This is a genomic window from Paenibacillus oryziterrae, assembly GCF_042610485.1.
Classification (GTDB): domain Bacteria; phylum Bacillota; class Bacilli; order Paenibacillales; family Paenibacillaceae; genus Paenibacillus_AQ.
Map to the genome: position 1 here is coordinate 16,895 of NZ_JBGJZO010000036.1, position 16,965 is coordinate 33,859.

The window sequence follows — 16,965 nt, forward strand, 5'->3', positions numbered from 1 at the left end:
AGTCTATAATTTAAATGGTTAGAGATCCGGTTGTTATACCCATTATACTGTCAAAAGCATTTGTGCTACAATTATTCCGAAGGCTGCATTACAACCATCTCAAATTGAACAGGAGAGTGCTAAGAAATGGCACGAACAAAAACGAAAAAAGCGCTTCTCAAAGCGCAGCGGGCTGGAGTTTGGTGTCCCGAGAATAACCGCAGAACCAATAATGACTATGGCGCCATATCACAGCATGTCCGGACTACGGCAAGCAAGCAAGAACAATTGAATAAAATGAAGTACAAGGAGCGGATCACAGTTGATGGCGCTCCTTTTTGTTGTCTATTTCAGGCTACAGGATGAATTACATCCGCTCTCTGCTGAATACCCGGAACTGCGTGGGTGACATCCCATATCGATTCCGGAAGACTCTGTGGAAATACGTGTAATTGGCAAACCCGCAGGTCTCTGCTACGTGCTCAAGCGGCATTGGGCTGAAGGTGATCCGTTCTCTGGCCATCTCCAGACGCACGTCATTAACATATTTGACAATACTGGTACCAAACGATTCTTTAAATAAATGGACTGCCCTCGAAATAGAAAGATCTACATGGCCTGCGACATCTTCAAGCCGAAATGAAAATGCGGCATGCTCCTCCACATATTGCTTCATTCGGTAGGCCAGATAACCTTTTGGTGTAATCGCCGGCTGGTCTGTCATTAACCGGTCAATCTCCATACATAGGATTTGCAGATAACAGCCGGAGATTTCCGGAGAGAAATCGGATAGACGGCGCTGTTCAAGCACAAGCTGACGGAAGAGCCCCAGAAAGTTCTCGCTGAGAGGAACGCTGATCCGGGTTGGGCGTCGGTTCCGTTGCCACCATTCGTCAATCCAATCCCCTCCGCAAAAAATATGATAATCTCCGCTTTCGATCCGTGGCTTGCCGACTGGATAACTTTCTTTATCGATAACCAGATAATAAGGATCATTAGGAGCGAACAGCATAAGGTCCCCGGTCTCTACAGGTGACATGGCACCGTCAATCAACGCTCGGCTGCGGCCCTCGGTCTGGAGACGAATAAGATAGTTCTTGTTGCCCTCACTCTGTGACATATGGAACGGCTTGCGGTGAAAAGAGAAGCCAGCGGATAAAACGTGACAAGCGGCAATGTGTGCCATAAATCCTCCTCAGGAAAATGATAGCCAGATTGTTCATGTAAGTATCATATTATTCATTTTATTATAGCCGCTTTCGATTTACCATGAAAATAGTTTAAAAGATCAAATGTAAGTACAACCGGCCACGCCGGATTGCCAATATTTAAGTCAAAGGATGAGTCAATTCATGAGTCCAGCTAAGCATTCAGTGGTAATTATCGGATATGGCGGGATGGGCAGTTATCATGCCAAGCTGATCAAAGAAAATGTAAGCCTCGAAGTTGTGGGGACGTACGATATTTTGCCTGACCGGCAGGAAGCTTCTATCCAGGACGGGTATACCGTATACGCAAGTTATGAAGCGGTTCTGAGTGATCCTAAAGTCGACGTCATTCTGATCGCCACCCCTAATGAAATCCACAAGGATTTATCTATTCAGGCTTTGCGGGCAGGGAAGCATATCATCTGTGAGAAGCCGGTAACCCTGTCGACCCGGGATTTTGAAGAAATGATCTCCGTTGCGGGCGAAGTGGGGCGTGTACTTATGGTGCACCAGAATAGACGATGGGATGAGGATTACCTGATCATCAAACAAATGTATGAACAGCACACCATCGGTGAAATGTTCAGAATCGAATCCAGAGTCCACGGTGCGAATGGAATTCCGGGTGACTGGCGTCATCTTGAAGCTCATGGAGGAGGAATGCTGCTGGATTGGGGCGTTCACCTGCTGGATCAGCTGATATTTATGGTAGACAGCAGAATCAGCAGCGTTACCGGTCGCTTGAGTTTTATTCTAGGTGACGAAGTGGATGACGGGTTCGAAGCTGTCTTAGAGTTTGAGAACGGTGTCAGCGCAGTGGTCGAAGTAGGGACTACAAACTTTATAACACTGCCGCGGTGGTATGTGAAAGGTCATGAGGGAGCAGGCATTATTGAGGACTGGTCTCTAAAGGGAAGAATCGTCAGAAGAAACAATGACGCCCAGAAAATCGAACCTAAGCCGATCAAAGCAGGCGTGGGATTGACGAAGACAATGGCTCCTCCATCTGAAGGAGCAACGATAACCGACGCACTTCCGGAGGTTATCCAGCCATCCTCCAGCTTCTATGACAACTTCACAGCTGTAGTTGCAGGAACAGCAGAGCCTATTGTGAAGAACAGCGAAGTCTTAAGGGTCTTAAATCTAATTGAAGCTATATTCCAGGCAGGCAGAACCAACCAGGTGGTAAGAGATTTCGATATTTGAAGTAAGAATCAGATTGTTCAGGTTCAAACTATACAGGAAAGTGAGTGGTTGAGATGCTGAAGATCGGATTACAGCTGTATACCCTTAGAGAAGAACTGGAGCAGGATTTTGAAGGGACTTTGAGAATGGTTGCCGCAATGGGGTATAGCGGTGTGGAATTTTACAACTATTTCGGACGCAGCCCGGAACAGGTGAATGCACTTCTGAAAGAAACCGGCTTAACAGCTTTGGGAGCCCACCGCCCTTATACGTCGATGCTTGAGGATACGGAACAGGAGATTGCTTTCAATCTGGAGATTGGCAACCGCAATCTGATTGTGCCTTATCTGACGGAAGAACAGCGGAACTGGGAGCAGGTCATTGAAGGTCTGAAGCAGATTGGAGAAAAAGTGAAGGATAGCGGCGCTGTTCTTTACTACCACAATCATGAATTTGAATTCACAGAGCATTATGGGGATCGCACAGTTTTTGATGCCATCTTCGATGAAGTTCCTGCCGATCTGCTACAGGTGGAGCTTGATACTTGTTGGGCACATTTTGCCGGATATGACGCGGTAGAATACATCCACAAATATGCTGGCAGATTACCGATCATTCACTTAAAAGATATGAAGAGACGCGAAGACGGCACCGCAGAAACAGTTGTTCTTGGCGAAGGTAAAGTTGATCTTCCCGCCATCTTGGATGCGGCGGCGGCTGTTGGTGTGGAATGGGCGGTAGTCGAACAGGATTTCTGCAGTCGTTCTCCGCTTGAAAGCGTTGCCGATAGTTTGAACTGGGTTAGAGAGTATGCCAATCAAGGAGGAAAAATTCATGTCTAACGTATTGAAAATTGCTATTATCGGGTGCGGCGGCATCGCCAAAGGAAAACATATGCCAGCCCTGTCTCATCAGGCTGATGCTGAAATGGTTGCATTTTGCGACATTGAAATCGAACGTGCTGAGGAAGCGGCAGCAACTTACGGCGCTGAAGGCGCTAAAGTGTACACTGATTACCGCAAGATGTTGAATGACGGCGGGTTCGATATCGTGCACGTCTGTACTCCGAATGACAGCCATTCCGAGATTACCGTTGCTTCGCTTGAAGCAGGCTGCCATGTGATGTGCGAGAAGCCTATGGCGAAGACGACGGCCCAAGCGCAGGCAATGCTGGATGCTGCCCGTCGCACAGGTAAAAAGTTGACCATTGGTTATCAGAACCGTTTTCGTTCGGACAGTCAGTATCTGAAAGGTCTTTGCGAAGAAGGTGAGCTTGGCGATATTTATTATGCCAAAGCCATTGCGCTTCGCCGCCGTGCGGTTCCAACTTGGGGTGTATTCCTGGATGAAGAGAAGCAAGGCGGAGGACCGCTGATTGATATCGGTACTCACGCACTGGATTTGACTCTGTGGATGATGGATAATTACAAGCCGCGCAGTGTTACCGGCTCGGTATTCCACAAGCTTGGGCACAAGGAGAACGCTGCTAACGCCTTCGGACCTTGGGATCCAGAACAGTTCAAGGTAGAGGATTCGGCTTTCGGATTCATTACAATGGAGAATGGCGCGACTATCGCGCTGGAATCCAGCTGGGCGCTTAATGTTTCGGAATTTGGAGAAGCTAAAACACTTCTTGCCGGAACAGAGGGCGGGGCAGATATGAAGGATGGTCTTCGTCTGAACGGAGAACGTTCCGGACGCCTTTATGAAACCAAAGTGGATTTGTCCTCCGGTGGAGTTGCCTTCTATTCGGGTGCTCAGGAGACTGATTCCGATCGTGAAGCACGGACGTGGCTGGAAGCTGTTCGAGAAGACAAGGATCCGGTCGTGAAACCGGAGGAAGCTTTTGTGGTTACGCAAATTCTTGAAGCGATTTATGAGTCCGCACGCACGGGACGTGCCGTATATTTTGATGGATCATCCGATAACTAAGAGATAAAATGACCCTATAAGGCAACATTAGGAGTATGAGAGGAGTAGCACAATGAAACTTGGGGTATTTATGGTGTTGTTCGGCGGACGCAAGCTGGAGGATGCGCTGGATTATGTGGCTTCCAAAGGATTGAAGGCAGTTGAGATCGGAACGGGTGGCAATCCCGGCAAGGGACACTGTGATCCACAAATGCTGCTTGAGAATGAGACAGCCCTGAAGGAATTTAAACATGCGGTCGAATCCCGTGGACTTATGATCAGTGCTCTGAGTTGCCACGGCAATCCGCTCCACCCGCAGAAAGAGCTGGCCCGTAAGGATCATGAGGATTTCGTAAATTCCGTGAAGCTGGCACAGAAGTTAGGAGTTCAGGTCGTCAATACGTTCTCCGGTTGTCCGGGTGACCATGAGGATGCGAAATATCCGAATTGGCCGGTGGCACCTTGGCCCAATGATTATCAGGAGATTCTCTCCTGGCAGTGGGAGAATAAAGTTATCCCTTACTGGACTGAGATGGGCGCTTTGGCTACACAGCATGATGTGAAGATTGGTCTTGAACTGCACGGCGGCTTCTCGGTACATACGCCGGCTACGCTCCTGAGACTCCGGGAAGCGGCAGGTGAAGCTATCGGGGCTAACCTGGATCCGAGCCATATGTGGTGGCAGGGAATTGATCCGGTACAGGCCATTCATATTCTGGGACGGCAAGGAGCAATTCACCATTTCCATGCCAAGGATACAGTGATCGACCCGATCAACGTGAATATGCACGGACTTACGGATATGCAATCGTATGAGAAAATGCTGGATCGTGCATGGCAGTTCCGTACTGTCGGCTTCGGTCATGACCTTAAGACCTGGGCAGATATTATCAGTGCCCTTCGACTGGTAGGTTATGATTATGTAGTCAGCATTGAACATGAGGACGGACTCATGTCAGTGGATGAAGGCTTCTCTAAAGCCGTTGAGAACCTTGGACAAGTGCTGATCCAAGAGCCTCTTGCTAAGATGTGGTGGGTATAGAATTACACGGCTGCCTTCCGGCAAGGAGGGCAGCTTTTTTACATATGGCTAACCGGTACCGAAGAATTTGAACATGGGGTGATGATGTGGAAAGCATGACTAAAACCAAACTAACTGCTGAACAGCAGATCCTGCTGGTACAATCCGCTTTCGGCAGCCAGATTAAGATAGACGAATGTACAGAACTCACCGGAGGATATTTCAACGCAGCTTACTGTTTGCGGCTGTCCGACGGACGCTTAACCATTCTAAAGATTGCCCCTGCACAGGATGTTGAAATTCTTAGCTACGAGCGTAACATTATGGAGGCTGAGGTTGGTGCGTTGCGGCTGGTGAAGTCCAAAGGCAACATTCCCGTACCTGAGGTGTATTTTTACGATAATAGTCATGAAGTATTCCCAGCCGATTACTTCTTCATGGAGTATGTAGAGGGAGAGCCTTATAACGAAATTAAAGAGAAGCTGTCGATGGCAGAGCGGGCCGCAATAGAAGCTGAGCTCGGCCGTTACAGCGCGCTGATTAATGAGATTGAGGGACAACGTTTTGGAATGTTCAGCGAATCTTCCTTGTTAACCGGAGATACATGGAGCGAAGCTTTTATGAGGTTGATGACCCACTTGCTGGATGATGCCCGGCGTTTGAAGGCTAAACTGCCAGTCTCCTACGAGGTAATTGAAAGAGAAATTGCAAGCCGTATTCATGTGCTGGACGAGGTAACCGTGCCAAAGCTTGTGCACTGGGATTTATGGGATGGCAATGTGTTTGTACGTGACGGGAAGATTGTGGCTCTAATTGATTGGGAACGTGCGCTGTGGGGCGATCACCTAATGGAATATTATTTCCGGCATATCGAGAACTCTGAGGCCTTTTATGAAGGTTATGGAGGGAAGTTCGATCTGCCAAATGATCAAAGCCGGAAGAGACTTTATGATCTCTATATCGACCTGATCTATTTCATTGAATTCTATTCACGCAAATACAACAGTGAAGGTCATCTACAGTGGGCTCATGATAATCTCGTAGAGGGCTGGGCAAGGTTTACCGCAGATGCAGAATGAGTAGGTAATCGTCAAGTGTTTCATCAGAGAGACTGGATTCCGTCCCCGGGAATTCCCTCCTTTGACATGTTTTTTAGATAACCCTTGACTCCACCCTACATAAATAGCTAAAATAAGCTTTAGTGTTTGAAGTTAGTGAGAATCATTATCATACTTATTCAGGAAATGAGAGGGTGACAAGATGGAGCGCCTTTTAGAGGTAAAAGACTTAGCAATTTCTTTCAAGACACGGGGCGGAGAGGTTCAAGCCATCCGGGGTGTCAGCTTTCATGTAGATAAAGGAGAGACGCTCGCGATCGTAGGCGAATCCGGCTCCGGAAAAAGCGTAACTTCCCAGGCGATTATGAAGCTTATTCCTACACCGCAGGGTCAATATAAACGTGGACAAATTTTATTCGATGGCCAAGAGATTATCGGCAAGACTGAGAAAGAAATGCAGAAAATCCGCGGCAAAGAAATCGGCATGATCTTTCAAGATCCGATGACATCGCTGAATCCAATGATGAAGGTCGGCAAGCAGATCACAGAAGTTCTGTTCAAGCACGAACAAATAACCAAAGATGCTGCGATCAAGCGTGGCATAGAATTGCTGAAACTGGTGGGAATTCCTTCTCCAGAGCGGCGGTTTCAACAATATCCGCATGAATTCAGCGGCGGGATGCGCCAACGTGTGGTCATTGCCATGGCACTTGCCGCGAACCCTAAGCTTCTGATTGCGGATGAGCCTACGACAGCCTTGGATGTAACTATTCAGGCACAGATCCTTGAGCTTATGAAGGATTTGCAGAAAAAAATCGGTACAGCGATCATCTTTATCACTCATGATTTAGGTGTTGTGGCTAAAATGGCTGACCGTGTCGCTGTTATGTACGCAGGGCAAATTGTTGAGATGGGCACCGTTGAAGAGATCTTCTATGATCCGCGCCACCCCTACACTTGGGGACTCCTAGCTTCGATGCCAAGTCTGGAGAGTAAAGGATCCATGCTGACAGCGATTCCGGGAACACCTCCGGATCTGATTAAGCCGCCTGTTGGCGATGCTTTTGCAATCCGCAGTACCTATGCCATGGAAATTGACCATAAGCAAGAACCACCGGTATACAAGGTATCGGATACCCATCTGGTGAAATCATGGCTGCTGCATCCGTATGCTCCAGCGGTTGAGCCGCCGGAAGTCGTGAAGAGAAAACGGCGTGTTCTGAAGGGTGTATATGAGCATCCGGTTTTGATGGAGACGAATACGATCAAGTAATCATATTACAAACAGCCAGGCTGCGATTATGCAGTCCTGGCTGTTTTTGAATAGTGGAAATGAGTTCTTCGTCTTATTCCTCAAATTTGCGGATTACGATTACAGCATTATGTCCGCCGAACCCAAATGAATTGGAGATGCCGATATGGAGATCTGCGTGGCGGGCTGTATTCGGTACATAATCCAAATCGCAGATGAGATCACGATCCTCCTGATTGATGGTCGGAGGAATGATGCCATCCTGCAGACTATTGATCAGAGCGATGGCTTCCAGCCCCCCGGCTGCACCTAGTGCATGACCTGTCATGGATTTATTGGCCGTCACAGGAATACGGTAAGCCCGGTCGCCGAACAGCTGCTTTATAGCCATTGTCTCAGAGCGGTCGCCTACAACTGTACTGGTGGCATGAGCACTGATAACATCTACTTCTTCCGGCTGAATTTGGGCTTCCTGAAGTGAAAGCTTCATGGCTTGATAAGCGCCTCTGCCTTCCGGATGGGTCGCGACCATATGATAGGCGTCAGAGCTGGCGCCATAACCGATGACCTCACCATATATCCTGGCGTTTCTGCGCTGTGCATGGGACAACGACTCTAAGATTAGAATCCCGCCACCTTCACCAATTACAAACCCGTCACGGTTTCCGTCAAACGGACGGCTGGCTTTAGCAGGTTCATCATTTCGGGTGGACAAAGAAGTAGCATTACCAAAGCTGGCTAATGAAATCTCGGTAACCGCAGCTTCCGATCCGCCAGCAATAATAACATCGGCGCCACCATAACGGATGAGACGGAAAGCTTCTCCAATCGAGGTGTTGCCGATGGAGCAGGCTGTCACCGGAGACATCGTTGGGCCCATGGCCCCTAGTCTAATGCTTATCATGGCGGCAGCCATATTGGAGATCAGCATAGGGATTAAGGTGGGACTGACTCTGTCGGGTCCTCTGTCCTGAAGCAGCTTCCCCTGTTCCATTAATGTCTGTATCCCGCCGACACCCGATCCGACATAGACTCCGAGCCGCTCCCGGTCGATCTTGTCTAGGATCAGTCCTGAATCCTTCCAAGCATCCTCTGCAGCTGCCAGTGCAAATTGGCTGAAGCGGTCCATGCGGCGTGCTTCTTTACGTCCGAACCTTCCCTCAGGATCAAAATCCTGCACACTTCCGGCTATCTTAGTCTTGAACAGTGTTGTATCAAATGAAGTGATGGGGGAGATTCCCGATTCCCCTTGAACCAGACGACTCCAGAACTGCTCAACTGTATTACCCAGTGGTGAAACAATACCCATCCCTGTAATAACTACCCGTTCCATAAAGATCCTCCTCAAAAACATGTGGTAGTCATATTTTTTCACGTTGGTTATCCTATTACAAGTTGGAGTTTATCCTAGTATAATAAATACTACATATACAGAAGATCAGGAAGGCAGGAGTATTAATGTCCAATCACACAAGGCTTCACGCATTATCTGAATTCTTGAAAGCGCGCCGTGCGGCGATAACTCCGGCAACTGTAGGGCTTCCGGAGGGATCCCGCCGAAGAACTCCGGGTCTGCGGCGAGAAGAGGTTGCCCAGCTTGCGGGGGTGAGCAGTACCTGGTATACATGGCTGGAGCAGGGGAGAGATATAAAAGTATCCTCCTCGGTTCTGGATTGTGTGGCATCTGCCCTACAGTTGAACAAGGATGAACGTAAATATTTGTTTGCCTTGGCACTGGAGACCGGACAGGAGCCGTCCCAGTTTCAACAGGAGGAAAGTTCAGTCATCAGCCCGGCTTTGCAGAAAATTCTTCAGGAACTTAAGATGTGCCCTACGATCATTTCAGACCGCCGCTGCGGTATTGTGGGTTGGAATGAAGCTGCAGCTCATGTTTTTCTGGACTTTGCTAAACTTCCGCCCGAGGAGCGCAATATGATCCGCCTTCTCTTTGTCCGCAAGGAATTTCAAGTACTGGCGGTGAACTGGAAGCAGTTCGTAAGAGGATACTTGTCCATTTTTAGAGCCTACTACGGTCAATATGTGGGGGATCGTTGGTATGATGATTTTATCGGGAAGATGGGGAAGGTTCATCCGGAATTTAATGAGATGTGGGACCAAAGCACGGTCAGCTCTGCACCGGATGTAGTGCTTGAGTTCAGGCACGCCAAAGCTGGTAAGATGCTGTTCCATCTGACCTCTCTACAGGTACACGGAAGCGCGGATTTACGGTGCAGCATTTATACTCCGGCAGATAACTCTAATACGGAATCTAAGCTTACGCAGTTAATGGAACCCTATCACCAGGAATGAGAGTTATGTATAAAGAGGACTATCCGCTGCTTTAGTAGCTTTGGATAGCCCTGATTGAGAGGAGATTTCTAAGGTAGAGCAGGGGAGGGCTCTATTGAATTAGAAATCGGAAGTAGCGATTTGAATTGTACCGAATACAGCTCCTGCAGCTGTAGACAACAGTGCAGCAACCAACAGCAACTTAACATGCAGAGTAAGACTTTGAAAAGCTGGAATAGAATAAGTGATTACGGGTGCATTGACACGGGTGATTACAAGATCCACAGGGAAAGCAGAATTGTTTTGTACAGTGACAGTAGCATTGGTTCCACCAGTTAAGTCCTCATAGTAAGATTTGCCTACTACTGCCGCCAGAGAGAAGAATTGCTGCGGTAATAAGATAGCCATAATTACGACCTCCTTTTCATTTTGATAGTATATTCTATGCAGTAAGTCTATGAATGCGTTGACGAATGCCTCGGGAAGTTAGCACATTTCGATAGATCTACAAAATGATAGACTAATACCCCCTGTCCAATTGGAGAGGGGGTCTGTATTTAGGAATGATGCGGGGTTTCGCTGTTATTCCGATTCAGCTTCTTCAGGTTCGTCTGAACGACTTCCATATAACCGATACAGAATTAACCCGAAGACCATTCCGGCAAAAGACATCGCAGATATCGTCAGGAAAAGCGTCTGTCCGCCAAAAGCTTGATAAATTGCACCCCCGGCATACGAAGCCAGGATGCCGGATACACCAAAGAACAGCAGGGCCAGTACGGTCTGGCCTGTAGCGCGCCACTCAGACGGTACGATGCGGTACAAGTACTGAATCGCAGCGGAGTAGAATACCGGAAACGTGAAGACCTGAAGTATCTGCAGATAAACGAGTAGATGCGGATCACTTATCCATGCTGACAGAAAGAATCTTAGAAAATAGAAGGCGCCGGCGATGGAGATAATAATCAACTCTTTGCCTTTACGCAGCCACCAGAAGCTCAAGGCAAAGACAATGATCTCACTGCCTGCTGCCAGAAACCAAGCCTGACCCACCAGTTCAGGACTTCCACCCAGCTCCCGAATATAGACACCAAGGAAAGTATCGTTCATGCGGGCTGGAACGGAACTGATAAAGACAAGAACAAGAAATAACAATGTCTCTTTGTTACCGAGGAAGCGTTTTAGGCTGCTTAGCGTAACCGGCTTTCCGGTTACAGGAGTATCAGGCATGGCCCAACTGACCAGAAAGCTAAGCACGGAGATTCCTGCGAACAAGATCGCTAAACTATGCGCTCCGAGATAGGACATCACATAACCGGTCAATAGCGCTGTAACTCCATAGCCGAGCGCGCCATAGGTGCGAATGGAGCCGTAACTGATGCCGGAAGCTTCGGCTATCCGGAAATTAAGGCTTTCGGTTAAAGGGTCAATCGGCATAAGAAAGAAATAGAGCAGCATGGCAAAGACAATGAGCTCAGCATAGCTGGTTGAGTCATATAAGAGATAACCCAGCACCGCAGAACCGATCAGAAGGACAAGCAGAACCTTCCGGATGGTTTTGGTTCTGTCGCTGATCATCCCCCATAAGGGTTGAGCGATAATGGTTACAAATCCTCCAGTACCAATAATGAATCCAATCTGTGCCGGATTTAGTCCCTGTCCGTCGAGATAGACGGGAAGAAAGGGAATGAACATTGCCAGCAGTGCAAAGTATAAGAAATTAAAAATGCGTAATAAACTTGGTGCTTTCATAGGTTTAGAATCCCTCGCGTATTTCCTAGAATGAAGTCAGAAACAATCCCAATATTGTAACACATATATGCCGTCTATTCATCAACTAACGACCTATGATACACTAACTTCATTCAAATTTATAAGTGGGAGAATATGAACATGAAGCTGATTTCCTGGAACGTAAATGGATTAAGAGCTTGTGTAACCAAGGGATTCTATGATTTTTTTGCACAAAGTGATGCAGATATTTTTTGCTTGCAGGAGACGAAGCTGCAGGAGGGGCAAATTGCTATGGAGCTGGACGGCAAATACGTTCAGTATTGGAATTACGCCGTCAAGAAAGGATATTCAGGTACAGCTGTGTTCACCAAGGTTAAACCACTTTCCGTACGTTATGGAATTGAGGAAGACTCTGAAGCAGAAGGACGAATCATTACCTTGGAATTTGAATCTTTTTATCTGGTTAATGTATACACGCCTAATGCCAAACGGGATCTATCCAGACTGGAATACCGGATGGAGTGGGAGGATCGGTTCCGGGGTTATCTTCAGGAACTGGACAAGCTCAAACCGGTCATCGTCTGCGGGGATTTGAACGTTGCCCACGAGAATATTGACCTTAAGAATGCGAAGTCCAACCTTGGCAATTCGGGATTCACACTGGAAGAACGGGGGAAAATGACTGAACTGCTGAGTGCAGGATTTATCGATACTTTCCGCTATTTCTATCCGGATTTGGAAGGTGCATATACCTGGTGGTCCAATATGCCAAAAGTGAGAGAGCGGAATGTGGGCTGGAGAATCGATTATTTCCTCGCTTCTTCGCGGCTTGCTCCACAGCTGATCTCTGCGGGAATTGAGTCCAGCATACTCGGAAGTGACCATTGTCCCATTGTGCTAGAGATGGCGGATGAATAAGTGGAAAAGTGGAATTAACATCGTGCTGCCCCGGACCATTGTGATGAGTCCCGGGGCAGTTTTTTGTGCATATTTGATTATTCAGCTCTTCCGGTTACAACCTCAACCTTGGGATTAAAGGATACATTCATCCACTGTTTAATCTGAACAAATGAGGGTTCCTCGAATACAGCTTGGACGGTTACACAGTATGGGGTTTCGACAAACCGTAAGGTTAGCTCAAGCGTCTTATTCGATAACCAGGTGAAGCTTGACATCATGCGGTTCATCTTTTGATCAAGAATCTCCGCATAGTCCTCTTTCCATTCTCCGCGCCCAGCATGAACGACCTGTTCACCGGCTGTATTGTGTATTAGGACTGCCGCTCCATGCTCCCCAAATGAAAAAGAGATGGAACTAATCTGCTGATCAGGATCATCCAGCATATATTTTTTACCGTCGATTAATTTCTCCATTGGTGATGTAATGGTGTGTGATGGAGGCTCTATACTCAGCGCTGTTATTACTGTTGAGAGGTCAAATCGTGAAGATACTGTACTAAGGACAGATTCAGCATTCAACGCAGGCAGTAAATGATCCCAGACAGCGTTCAGTACTCCCTGCAGGTCATTGGTTCCGCTAGTGATGGCAATGACGGCATCCTGTTCCGGTAGTACAACGCAGAATTGTCCGAAGGCACCATCCCCGCGGTATACTCCGTGACGGCAGCGCCAGAACTGATAACCATAGCCTTGTGCCCAGTCCGATTCATCGTTCTGGCCATTGGCTATCTGCTTGGAGGTTGCTTCATTGATCCATTCTTCATCAATAATACGCTGTCCGTTCCAACTGCCTTTCTTCAGATATAATTGCCCGAACTTGGCGATGTCTTCTGTGGTCAGGCTTAGACCGAATCCTCCCGTATTGATTCCGCGAGGACAGGATTCCCAAGCCGCACCGGTAATGCCAAGCGGCTGGAACAGCCGCGGCTCCAAATATTCGAGCAGGGTTTGTCCGGTCCGTTTCTGAAGTATGGCGGAGAGCATATAGGTGGCTCCGGTATTATAAAGAAAATGAGTTCCAGGCTGTTTAGTCACAGGAACGTTCAGAAACGCTTTGACCCAATCGCCATCTGCTCTTTTATGAATTGCGATCATCGTATCCTCTTCATGCCCGGTACCCATCATCAACAAATGCCGGACTTGCATAGCCGCTAGGTTCTCAGAAATTTCGTCTGGTAACTCATCAGGAAAGAACGAAATCACTGGATCATCCAGGGAGATCAGCTGCTCTGAAACCGCAAGTCCAACCGCGGTCGAGGTGAAGCTTTTGCTTAGGGAGAATAGCATATGCGGAAGGTTCGGCTTGTACGGTGCCCACCAGGCTTCTGCAATAACACTGCCATGCCGCAGCATCATAAAGCTGTGCAGTTCCAGCCCGCCAGTTCTTACAGCCTCCAAAAATGCAGCAATGGCTGAGCCTGGAACCTTCTGATCTTCGGGATAACTACGTGGCAGGCGAACTGCGGTTTTTGCGGTTTCCATAATCTCATCCTCTCATGTTGGACGATTAACGTCCAAGGATTCCCACATTGCTATATTAACATATATTAGGAGCGTTTAAGTTGCTTGAGAGGGATAATTTAATTCGTACTCCCGGCATACATATGTCTGGAGAGGAGCGTGAAAGGATTGGAGAAAAGGGTACAACAGTATTATAGACTCAAACAGAAGCAAAAAGAGATTGAAAATGAGCTTTCAGAACTTCGCCAGGAGATTCTGAATTATTGCCAAGAACTGGGCAGCAGTGATACGGAAATTGGAAGTTATAAGGTCAAGCTGGTCACGCAGAACCGGAAAGAATATGATGATCAGAAGCTGTATAATACGCTCTCTGATCCGGAGGTCTGGCGTATGGTATCTAAAAGTGATCCGGCAAAGGTTGCCAGCCTGCTGAAGCTGAATGTCATTAACGATGAAGGAATTAAGGACACATATACCTTAAAGACGGTTACTTTACTTCAGGTGGATAAAAAATAAATCAGACCGCCGATGTAGGTTTTAACTCGTTAGAAACGGAAACAGTCCAGTGTATGGACAGGGCAGCCGTTTCTTTTTTTATGTACAATGAAACATATGAGATGCTGAAATTGCCAGTGAAATACCGGATAGTGATTCATCTCTATTATTTTGAGAACTACAGTACCGCAGAGATCGCAACAATTTTGCATAGAAAAGAAAGCACGATCCGCACTCAGCTGAAGCGCGCGAGAGAGCTCTTAAAGGTAACCATAGGAGGGATGGAGGATGAATAGATATCAAAAGGGTATGGAAGAAATCGTGGTTTCAGAAGAGCTGGAGCAGTGTATTCTTGGTAAAGTACTAAGTTTGAAGGAATTGCGTTCTAACGAAGAACAGAAGACGGCATGGAATCGGAAAAGACGAAGATTGTATAGAACAAATCCTTTCAGGATCTTAACAGGTTCGCTTGTGGTTATCCTATTGGTAAGTGTGTTGGTATATATTAGTGATCGTCCTGGAGCACATCCGGAAGGGCCGCTGCAAAATATACTCCAGCCGTTCGTACTATCGGTTTATGCTGCAGATGGCCAACCCTTTGAACTCCAGCCGGATGTGACCTTTTTGTTCGGGGATTACCGGTTGACCAATAGTAGGGCTCCCGGTTTTGGTCTGCGGGCAGACGCAGAAGGTTCGGATGAAATTAAGATCCGGGTCTCAGAGGGCAGCTTACTCCAGTGGGCACCACCTGACTATCGCGTTAATAACATAGGTACAGAAATGACTCTGAAATCAGGAGATACTTTCTACTGGTCGCCTTCTTCCGGAGTGGACATGGGTGACATCGCAGCCAAAGCCCGAGTGACTCTAACTGCATACACGAAAGGCAGAGAGACAGGACGGGCAATACTTGAGATAAGTGCTGATGAATCCGGGGTATACAACGGAAGGCTGCTGAACAACAAATAAACGCTGAAGTTTCCTCCGGCTCTATTTTGCGCTAAAATATATAGATGTTGAAAAAAGATAGAGATACGGAGGACGAATAGTGATGACAGATTTTGCTGCAATGCTGGACAAATATGCGAACCTGGTTGTGAAGGTTGGAGTGAATGTTCAGCCCGGACAAGTTCTAATTGTGTCGGCTCCGCTGGAAACCGTCGATCTTACACGGTTAATCGTAGCCAAGGCTTATGAAGCTGGGGCCAAGTATGTCATGGTGGATTGGGACGATGAAGCCATTACAAGGATTCGTTATGAAAAAGCACCAGAAGAATCCTTCGGCTATTATCCGCAATGGCATGCAGATATGATGGAGAAGTTCGCCGAAGAGGGCGGAGCGATCCTGTCTATCCGGGTTCCTGATCCAGAGCTTTTACGCGGGATAGATTCCTTTAAGGTATCATCATCGGTTAAGGCCGCTGCCGTTGCACGCAAGAATTATCAGAATTATACCCGCAGCAGCAGAATCAGCTGGTCACTGATCAAAGCACCAACGGAGGCCTGTGCGAATAAAGTATTTGCTGATCTTCCGGAAGTACAACGAGTAGAGGCGATGTGGGAAGCAGTCTTTCAGATGAACCGGGTGGACAGTGAAGATCCGGTAGCAGCATGGCGGAGCCATATCGGTGATCTTAAACAAAGCCAGGACCGCATGAACGCCAAGCGTTACAAAAGTCTGCATTACCGTGCTCCGGGGACAGACCTGCATGTTGAGCTCCCGGAAGGACATTTGTGGAGGGGAGGCGGCGGAGAGAACGCGAATGGCGTTTATTTTGTGGCGAACATGCCGACAGAAGAAATCTATACGATGCCGCACCGCACAGGAGTTAACGGTACAGTAACAAGTACGCTTCCGCTTAATCTGAACGGACGGCTTGTCGAAGGTTTGTCATTTTCCTTTAAGGATGGCAAAGTAGTGGCTTATGATGCTGAATCCGGCCGTGAGCATTTGACAACCCTGCTGGCGACAGACGAGGGTGCTTCCTACCTTGGCGAGGTAGCGTTGGTTCCTCATGATTCACCGATCTCCAATTTAAACCGCGTATTCTACAATACCGGAATTGACGAGAACGCATCCTGTCATTTCGCCCTCGGCAGCGCATATCCGGTAAATATCGAAGGTGGAACCAAGCTGACCTCTGAGGAATTACTGGCTAGAGGCGCTAATGTAAGCTTGACCCATGTTGACTTTATGGTGGGCTCTGGTGAGCTGGATATCGATGGCGAACTTGCAGATGGCACGATTGAGCCTGTATTCCGTAAAGGGAACTGGGTACTTTAACTTCAAATTGTAATTAAGAACCCGCAGATAATATCTGCGGGTTCTTGTTAGTGCGCCCAGCATGGGCGCTATCTCTAGGGTTGAAGTCCCGAATGGCGAAGGCAGTAGTAGCCATTAGCTTAAGGCAAG

Annotated in this window: 18 protein-coding genes; 13 read left to right on the plus strand and 5 right to left on the minus strand. The window is 47.7% G+C overall.

Annotated features, from left to right (window positions below; translation table 11 throughout):
• Window positions 1-126: 126 nt before the first annotated feature.
• Window positions 127-345, plus strand: a complete 219-nt coding sequence (locus tag ACAN55_RS22645; RefSeq protein WP_379138383.1) for a hypothetical protein — start codon at window positions 127-129, stop codon at window positions 343-345.
• Between the two features lies 1 nt (window position 346).
• Here the strand turns inward: ACAN55_RS22645 and ACAN55_RS22650 are convergent, their stop codons facing one another.
• Window positions 347-1,165 (minus strand): helix-turn-helix domain-containing protein, encoded by an 819-nt coding sequence (locus ACAN55_RS22650; RefSeq protein WP_379138386.1) that lies wholly within the window; start codon window positions 1,163-1,165, stop codon window positions 347-349.
• A gap of 166 nt (window positions 1,166-1,331) precedes the next feature.
• Between ACAN55_RS22650 and ACAN55_RS22655 the strand changes: the two genes are divergently transcribed.
• The 6 genes from ACAN55_RS22655 (at window position 1,332) to ACAN55_RS22680 (ending at window position 7,635) form a co-directional block, all read left to right on the plus strand.
• A complete protein-coding gene (locus ACAN55_RS22655) occupies window positions 1,332-2,393 on the plus strand; it encodes a Gfo/Idh/MocA family protein (protein WP_379138389.1) in 1,062 nt (353 codons plus the stop codon).
• Window positions 2,394-2,446: 53 nt separating this feature from the next.
• Window positions 2,447-3,214 carry a sugar phosphate isomerase/epimerase family protein gene (locus ACAN55_RS22660; RefSeq protein WP_379138433.1) on the plus strand — a complete coding sequence of 256 codons (768 nt, stop codon included), beginning with the start codon at window positions 2,447-2,449 and terminating at the stop codon, window positions 3,212-3,214.
• The gene (locus ACAN55_RS22665) at window positions 3,207-4,304 is read left to right on the plus strand and encodes a Gfo/Idh/MocA family protein (protein ID WP_379138392.1); all 1,098 of its coding nucleotides are present in this window, start codon (window positions 3,207-3,209) and stop codon (window positions 4,302-4,304) included. Before ACAN55_RS22660 ends, ACAN55_RS22665 begins: the two co-directional genes overlap by 8 nt.
• A 52-nt stretch (window positions 4,305-4,356) precedes the next feature.
• On the plus strand, window positions 4,357-5,325 hold the full coding sequence (locus ACAN55_RS22670) for a sugar phosphate isomerase/epimerase family protein (protein WP_379138395.1): 969 nt from the start codon (window positions 4,357-4,359) through the stop codon (window positions 5,323-5,325).
• A gap of 95 nt (window positions 5,326-5,420) precedes the next feature.
• Entirely contained in the window at window positions 5,421-6,383 is a 963-nt protein-coding gene (locus ACAN55_RS22675) for a phosphotransferase family protein (RefSeq protein ID WP_379138398.1), read from the plus strand.
• A gap of 181 nt (window positions 6,384-6,564) precedes the next feature.
• On the plus strand, window positions 6,565-7,635 hold the full coding sequence (locus ACAN55_RS22680; protein ID WP_379138400.1) for an ABC transporter ATP-binding protein: 1,071 nt from the start codon (window positions 6,565-6,567) through the stop codon (window positions 7,633-7,635).
• Window positions 7,636-7,708: 73 nt separating this feature from the next.
• On the opposite strand, the gene fabF is transcribed toward ACAN55_RS22680, so the two are convergent.
• The gene (gene fabF, locus ACAN55_RS22685; protein WP_379138403.1) at window positions 7,709-8,947 is read right to left on the minus strand and encodes a beta-ketoacyl-ACP synthase II; all 1,239 of its coding nucleotides are present in this window, start codon (window positions 8,945-8,947) and stop codon (window positions 7,709-7,711) included.
• 125 nt (window positions 8,948-9,072) lie between these two features.
• Here fabF and ACAN55_RS22690 point away from each other — a divergent pair, with 125 nt between their 5' ends.
• On the plus strand, window positions 9,073-9,924 hold the full coding sequence (locus ACAN55_RS22690) for a helix-turn-helix transcriptional regulator (protein WP_379138407.1): 852 nt from the start codon (window positions 9,073-9,075) through the stop codon (window positions 9,922-9,924).
• A gap of 99 nt (window positions 9,925-10,023) precedes the next feature.
• Here the strand turns inward: ACAN55_RS22690 and ACAN55_RS22695 are convergent, their stop codons facing one another.
• Window positions 10,024-10,311, minus strand: coding sequence for a hypothetical protein (locus ACAN55_RS22695; RefSeq protein WP_379138409.1), 288 nt, complete (start codon window positions 10,309-10,311; stop codon window positions 10,024-10,026).
• Window positions 10,312-10,485: 174 nt separating this feature from the next.
• On the minus strand, window positions 10,486-11,655 hold the full coding sequence (locus ACAN55_RS22700) for an MFS transporter (RefSeq protein ID WP_379138412.1): 1,170 nt from the start codon (window positions 11,653-11,655) through the stop codon (window positions 10,486-10,488).
• Window positions 11,656-11,796: 141 nt separating this feature from the next.
• Here ACAN55_RS22700 and ACAN55_RS22705 point away from each other — a divergent pair, with 141 nt between their 5' ends.
• The gene (locus ACAN55_RS22705) at window positions 11,797-12,555 is read left to right on the plus strand and encodes an exodeoxyribonuclease III (RefSeq protein ID WP_379138414.1); all 759 of its coding nucleotides are present in this window, start codon (window positions 11,797-11,799) and stop codon (window positions 12,553-12,555) included.
• A 77-nt stretch (window positions 12,556-12,632) separates the two neighbouring features.
• On the opposite strand, the gene ACAN55_RS22710 is transcribed toward ACAN55_RS22705, so the two are convergent.
• On the minus strand, window positions 12,633-14,078 hold the full coding sequence (locus ACAN55_RS22710) for a serine hydrolase domain-containing protein (RefSeq protein WP_379138417.1): 1,446 nt from the start codon (window positions 14,076-14,078) through the stop codon (window positions 12,633-12,635).
• Between the two features lie 147 nt (window positions 14,079-14,225).
• Here ACAN55_RS22710 and ACAN55_RS22715 point away from each other — a divergent pair, with 147 nt between their 5' ends.
• From ACAN55_RS22715 to ACAN55_RS22730, 4 genes are all read left to right on the plus strand, one after another.
• On the plus strand, window positions 14,226-14,573 hold the full coding sequence (locus ACAN55_RS22715) for a hypothetical protein (protein WP_379138420.1): 348 nt from the start codon (window positions 14,226-14,228) through the stop codon (window positions 14,571-14,573).
• A 101-nt stretch (window positions 14,574-14,674) separates the two neighbouring features.
• Window positions 14,675-14,848 carry a sigma factor-like helix-turn-helix DNA-binding protein gene (locus ACAN55_RS22720; RefSeq protein WP_379138422.1) on the plus strand — a complete coding sequence of 58 codons (174 nt, stop codon included), beginning with the start codon at window positions 14,675-14,677 and terminating at the stop codon, window positions 14,846-14,848.
• Window positions 14,841-15,521, plus strand: coding sequence for a hypothetical protein (locus ACAN55_RS22725; protein ID WP_379138425.1), 681 nt, complete (start codon window positions 14,841-14,843; stop codon window positions 15,519-15,521). The genes ACAN55_RS22720 and ACAN55_RS22725 overlap by 8 nt, the downstream gene beginning before the upstream one ends.
• 82 nt (window positions 15,522-15,603) lie before the next feature.
• The gene (locus ACAN55_RS22730; RefSeq protein ID WP_379138437.1) at window positions 15,604-16,836 is read left to right on the plus strand and encodes an aminopeptidase; all 1,233 of its coding nucleotides are present in this window, start codon (window positions 15,604-15,606) and stop codon (window positions 16,834-16,836) included.
• The last annotated feature ends 129 nt before the right edge of the window (window positions 16,837-16,965 follow it).

Excerpts from the sequence above, each read along its gene's own strand:
- ACAN55_RS22645 (WP_379138383.1), top strand. The coding sequence starts at position 127 with ATGGCACGAACAAAAACGAAAAAAGCGCTTCTCAAAGCGCAGCGGGCT.
- ACAN55_RS22650 (WP_379138386.1), bottom strand. The coding sequence starts at position 1,165 with ATGGCACACATTGCCGCTTGTCACGTTTTATCCGCTGGCTTCTCTTTT.
- ACAN55_RS22655 (WP_379138389.1), top strand. The coding sequence starts at position 1,332 with ATGAGTCCAGCTAAGCATTCAGTGGTAATTATCGGATATGGCGGGATG.
- ACAN55_RS22660 (WP_379138433.1), top strand. The coding sequence starts at position 2,447 with ATGCTGAAGATCGGATTACAGCTGTATACCCTTAGAGAAGAACTGGAG.
- ACAN55_RS22665 (WP_379138392.1), top strand. The coding sequence starts at position 3,207 with ATGTCTAACGTATTGAAAATTGCTATTATCGGGTGCGGCGGCATCGCC.
- ACAN55_RS22670 (WP_379138395.1), top strand. The coding sequence starts at position 4,357 with ATGAAACTTGGGGTATTTATGGTGTTGTTCGGCGGACGCAAGCTGGAG.
- ACAN55_RS22675 (WP_379138398.1), top strand. The coding sequence starts at position 5,421 with ATGACTAAAACCAAACTAACTGCTGAACAGCAGATCCTGCTGGTACAA.
- ACAN55_RS22680 (WP_379138400.1), top strand. The coding sequence starts at position 6,565 with ATGGAGCGCCTTTTAGAGGTAAAAGACTTAGCAATTTCTTTCAAGACA.
- fabF (WP_379138403.1), bottom strand. The coding sequence starts at position 8,947 with ATGGAACGGGTAGTTATTACAGGGATGGGTATTGTTTCACCACTGGGT.
- ACAN55_RS22690 (WP_379138407.1), top strand. The coding sequence starts at position 9,073 with ATGTCCAATCACACAAGGCTTCACGCATTATCTGAATTCTTGAAAGCG.
- ACAN55_RS22695 (WP_379138409.1), bottom strand. The coding sequence starts at position 10,311 with ATGGCTATCTTATTACCGCAGCAATTCTTCTCTCTGGCGGCAGTAGTA.
- ACAN55_RS22700 (WP_379138412.1), bottom strand. The coding sequence starts at position 11,655 with ATGAAAGCACCAAGTTTATTACGCATTTTTAATTTCTTATACTTTGCA.
- ACAN55_RS22705 (WP_379138414.1), top strand. The coding sequence starts at position 11,797 with ATGAAGCTGATTTCCTGGAACGTAAATGGATTAAGAGCTTGTGTAACC.
- ACAN55_RS22710 (WP_379138417.1), bottom strand. The coding sequence starts at position 14,078 with ATGGAAACCGCAAAAACCGCAGTTCGCCTGCCACGTAGTTATCCCGAA.
- ACAN55_RS22720 (WP_379138422.1), top strand. The coding sequence starts at position 14,675 with ATGCTGAAATTGCCAGTGAAATACCGGATAGTGATTCATCTCTATTAT.
- ACAN55_RS22725 (WP_379138425.1), top strand. The coding sequence starts at position 14,841 with ATGAATAGATATCAAAAGGGTATGGAAGAAATCGTGGTTTCAGAAGAG.
- ACAN55_RS22730 (WP_379138437.1), top strand. The coding sequence starts at position 15,604 with ATGACAGATTTTGCTGCAATGCTGGACAAATATGCGAACCTGGTTGTG.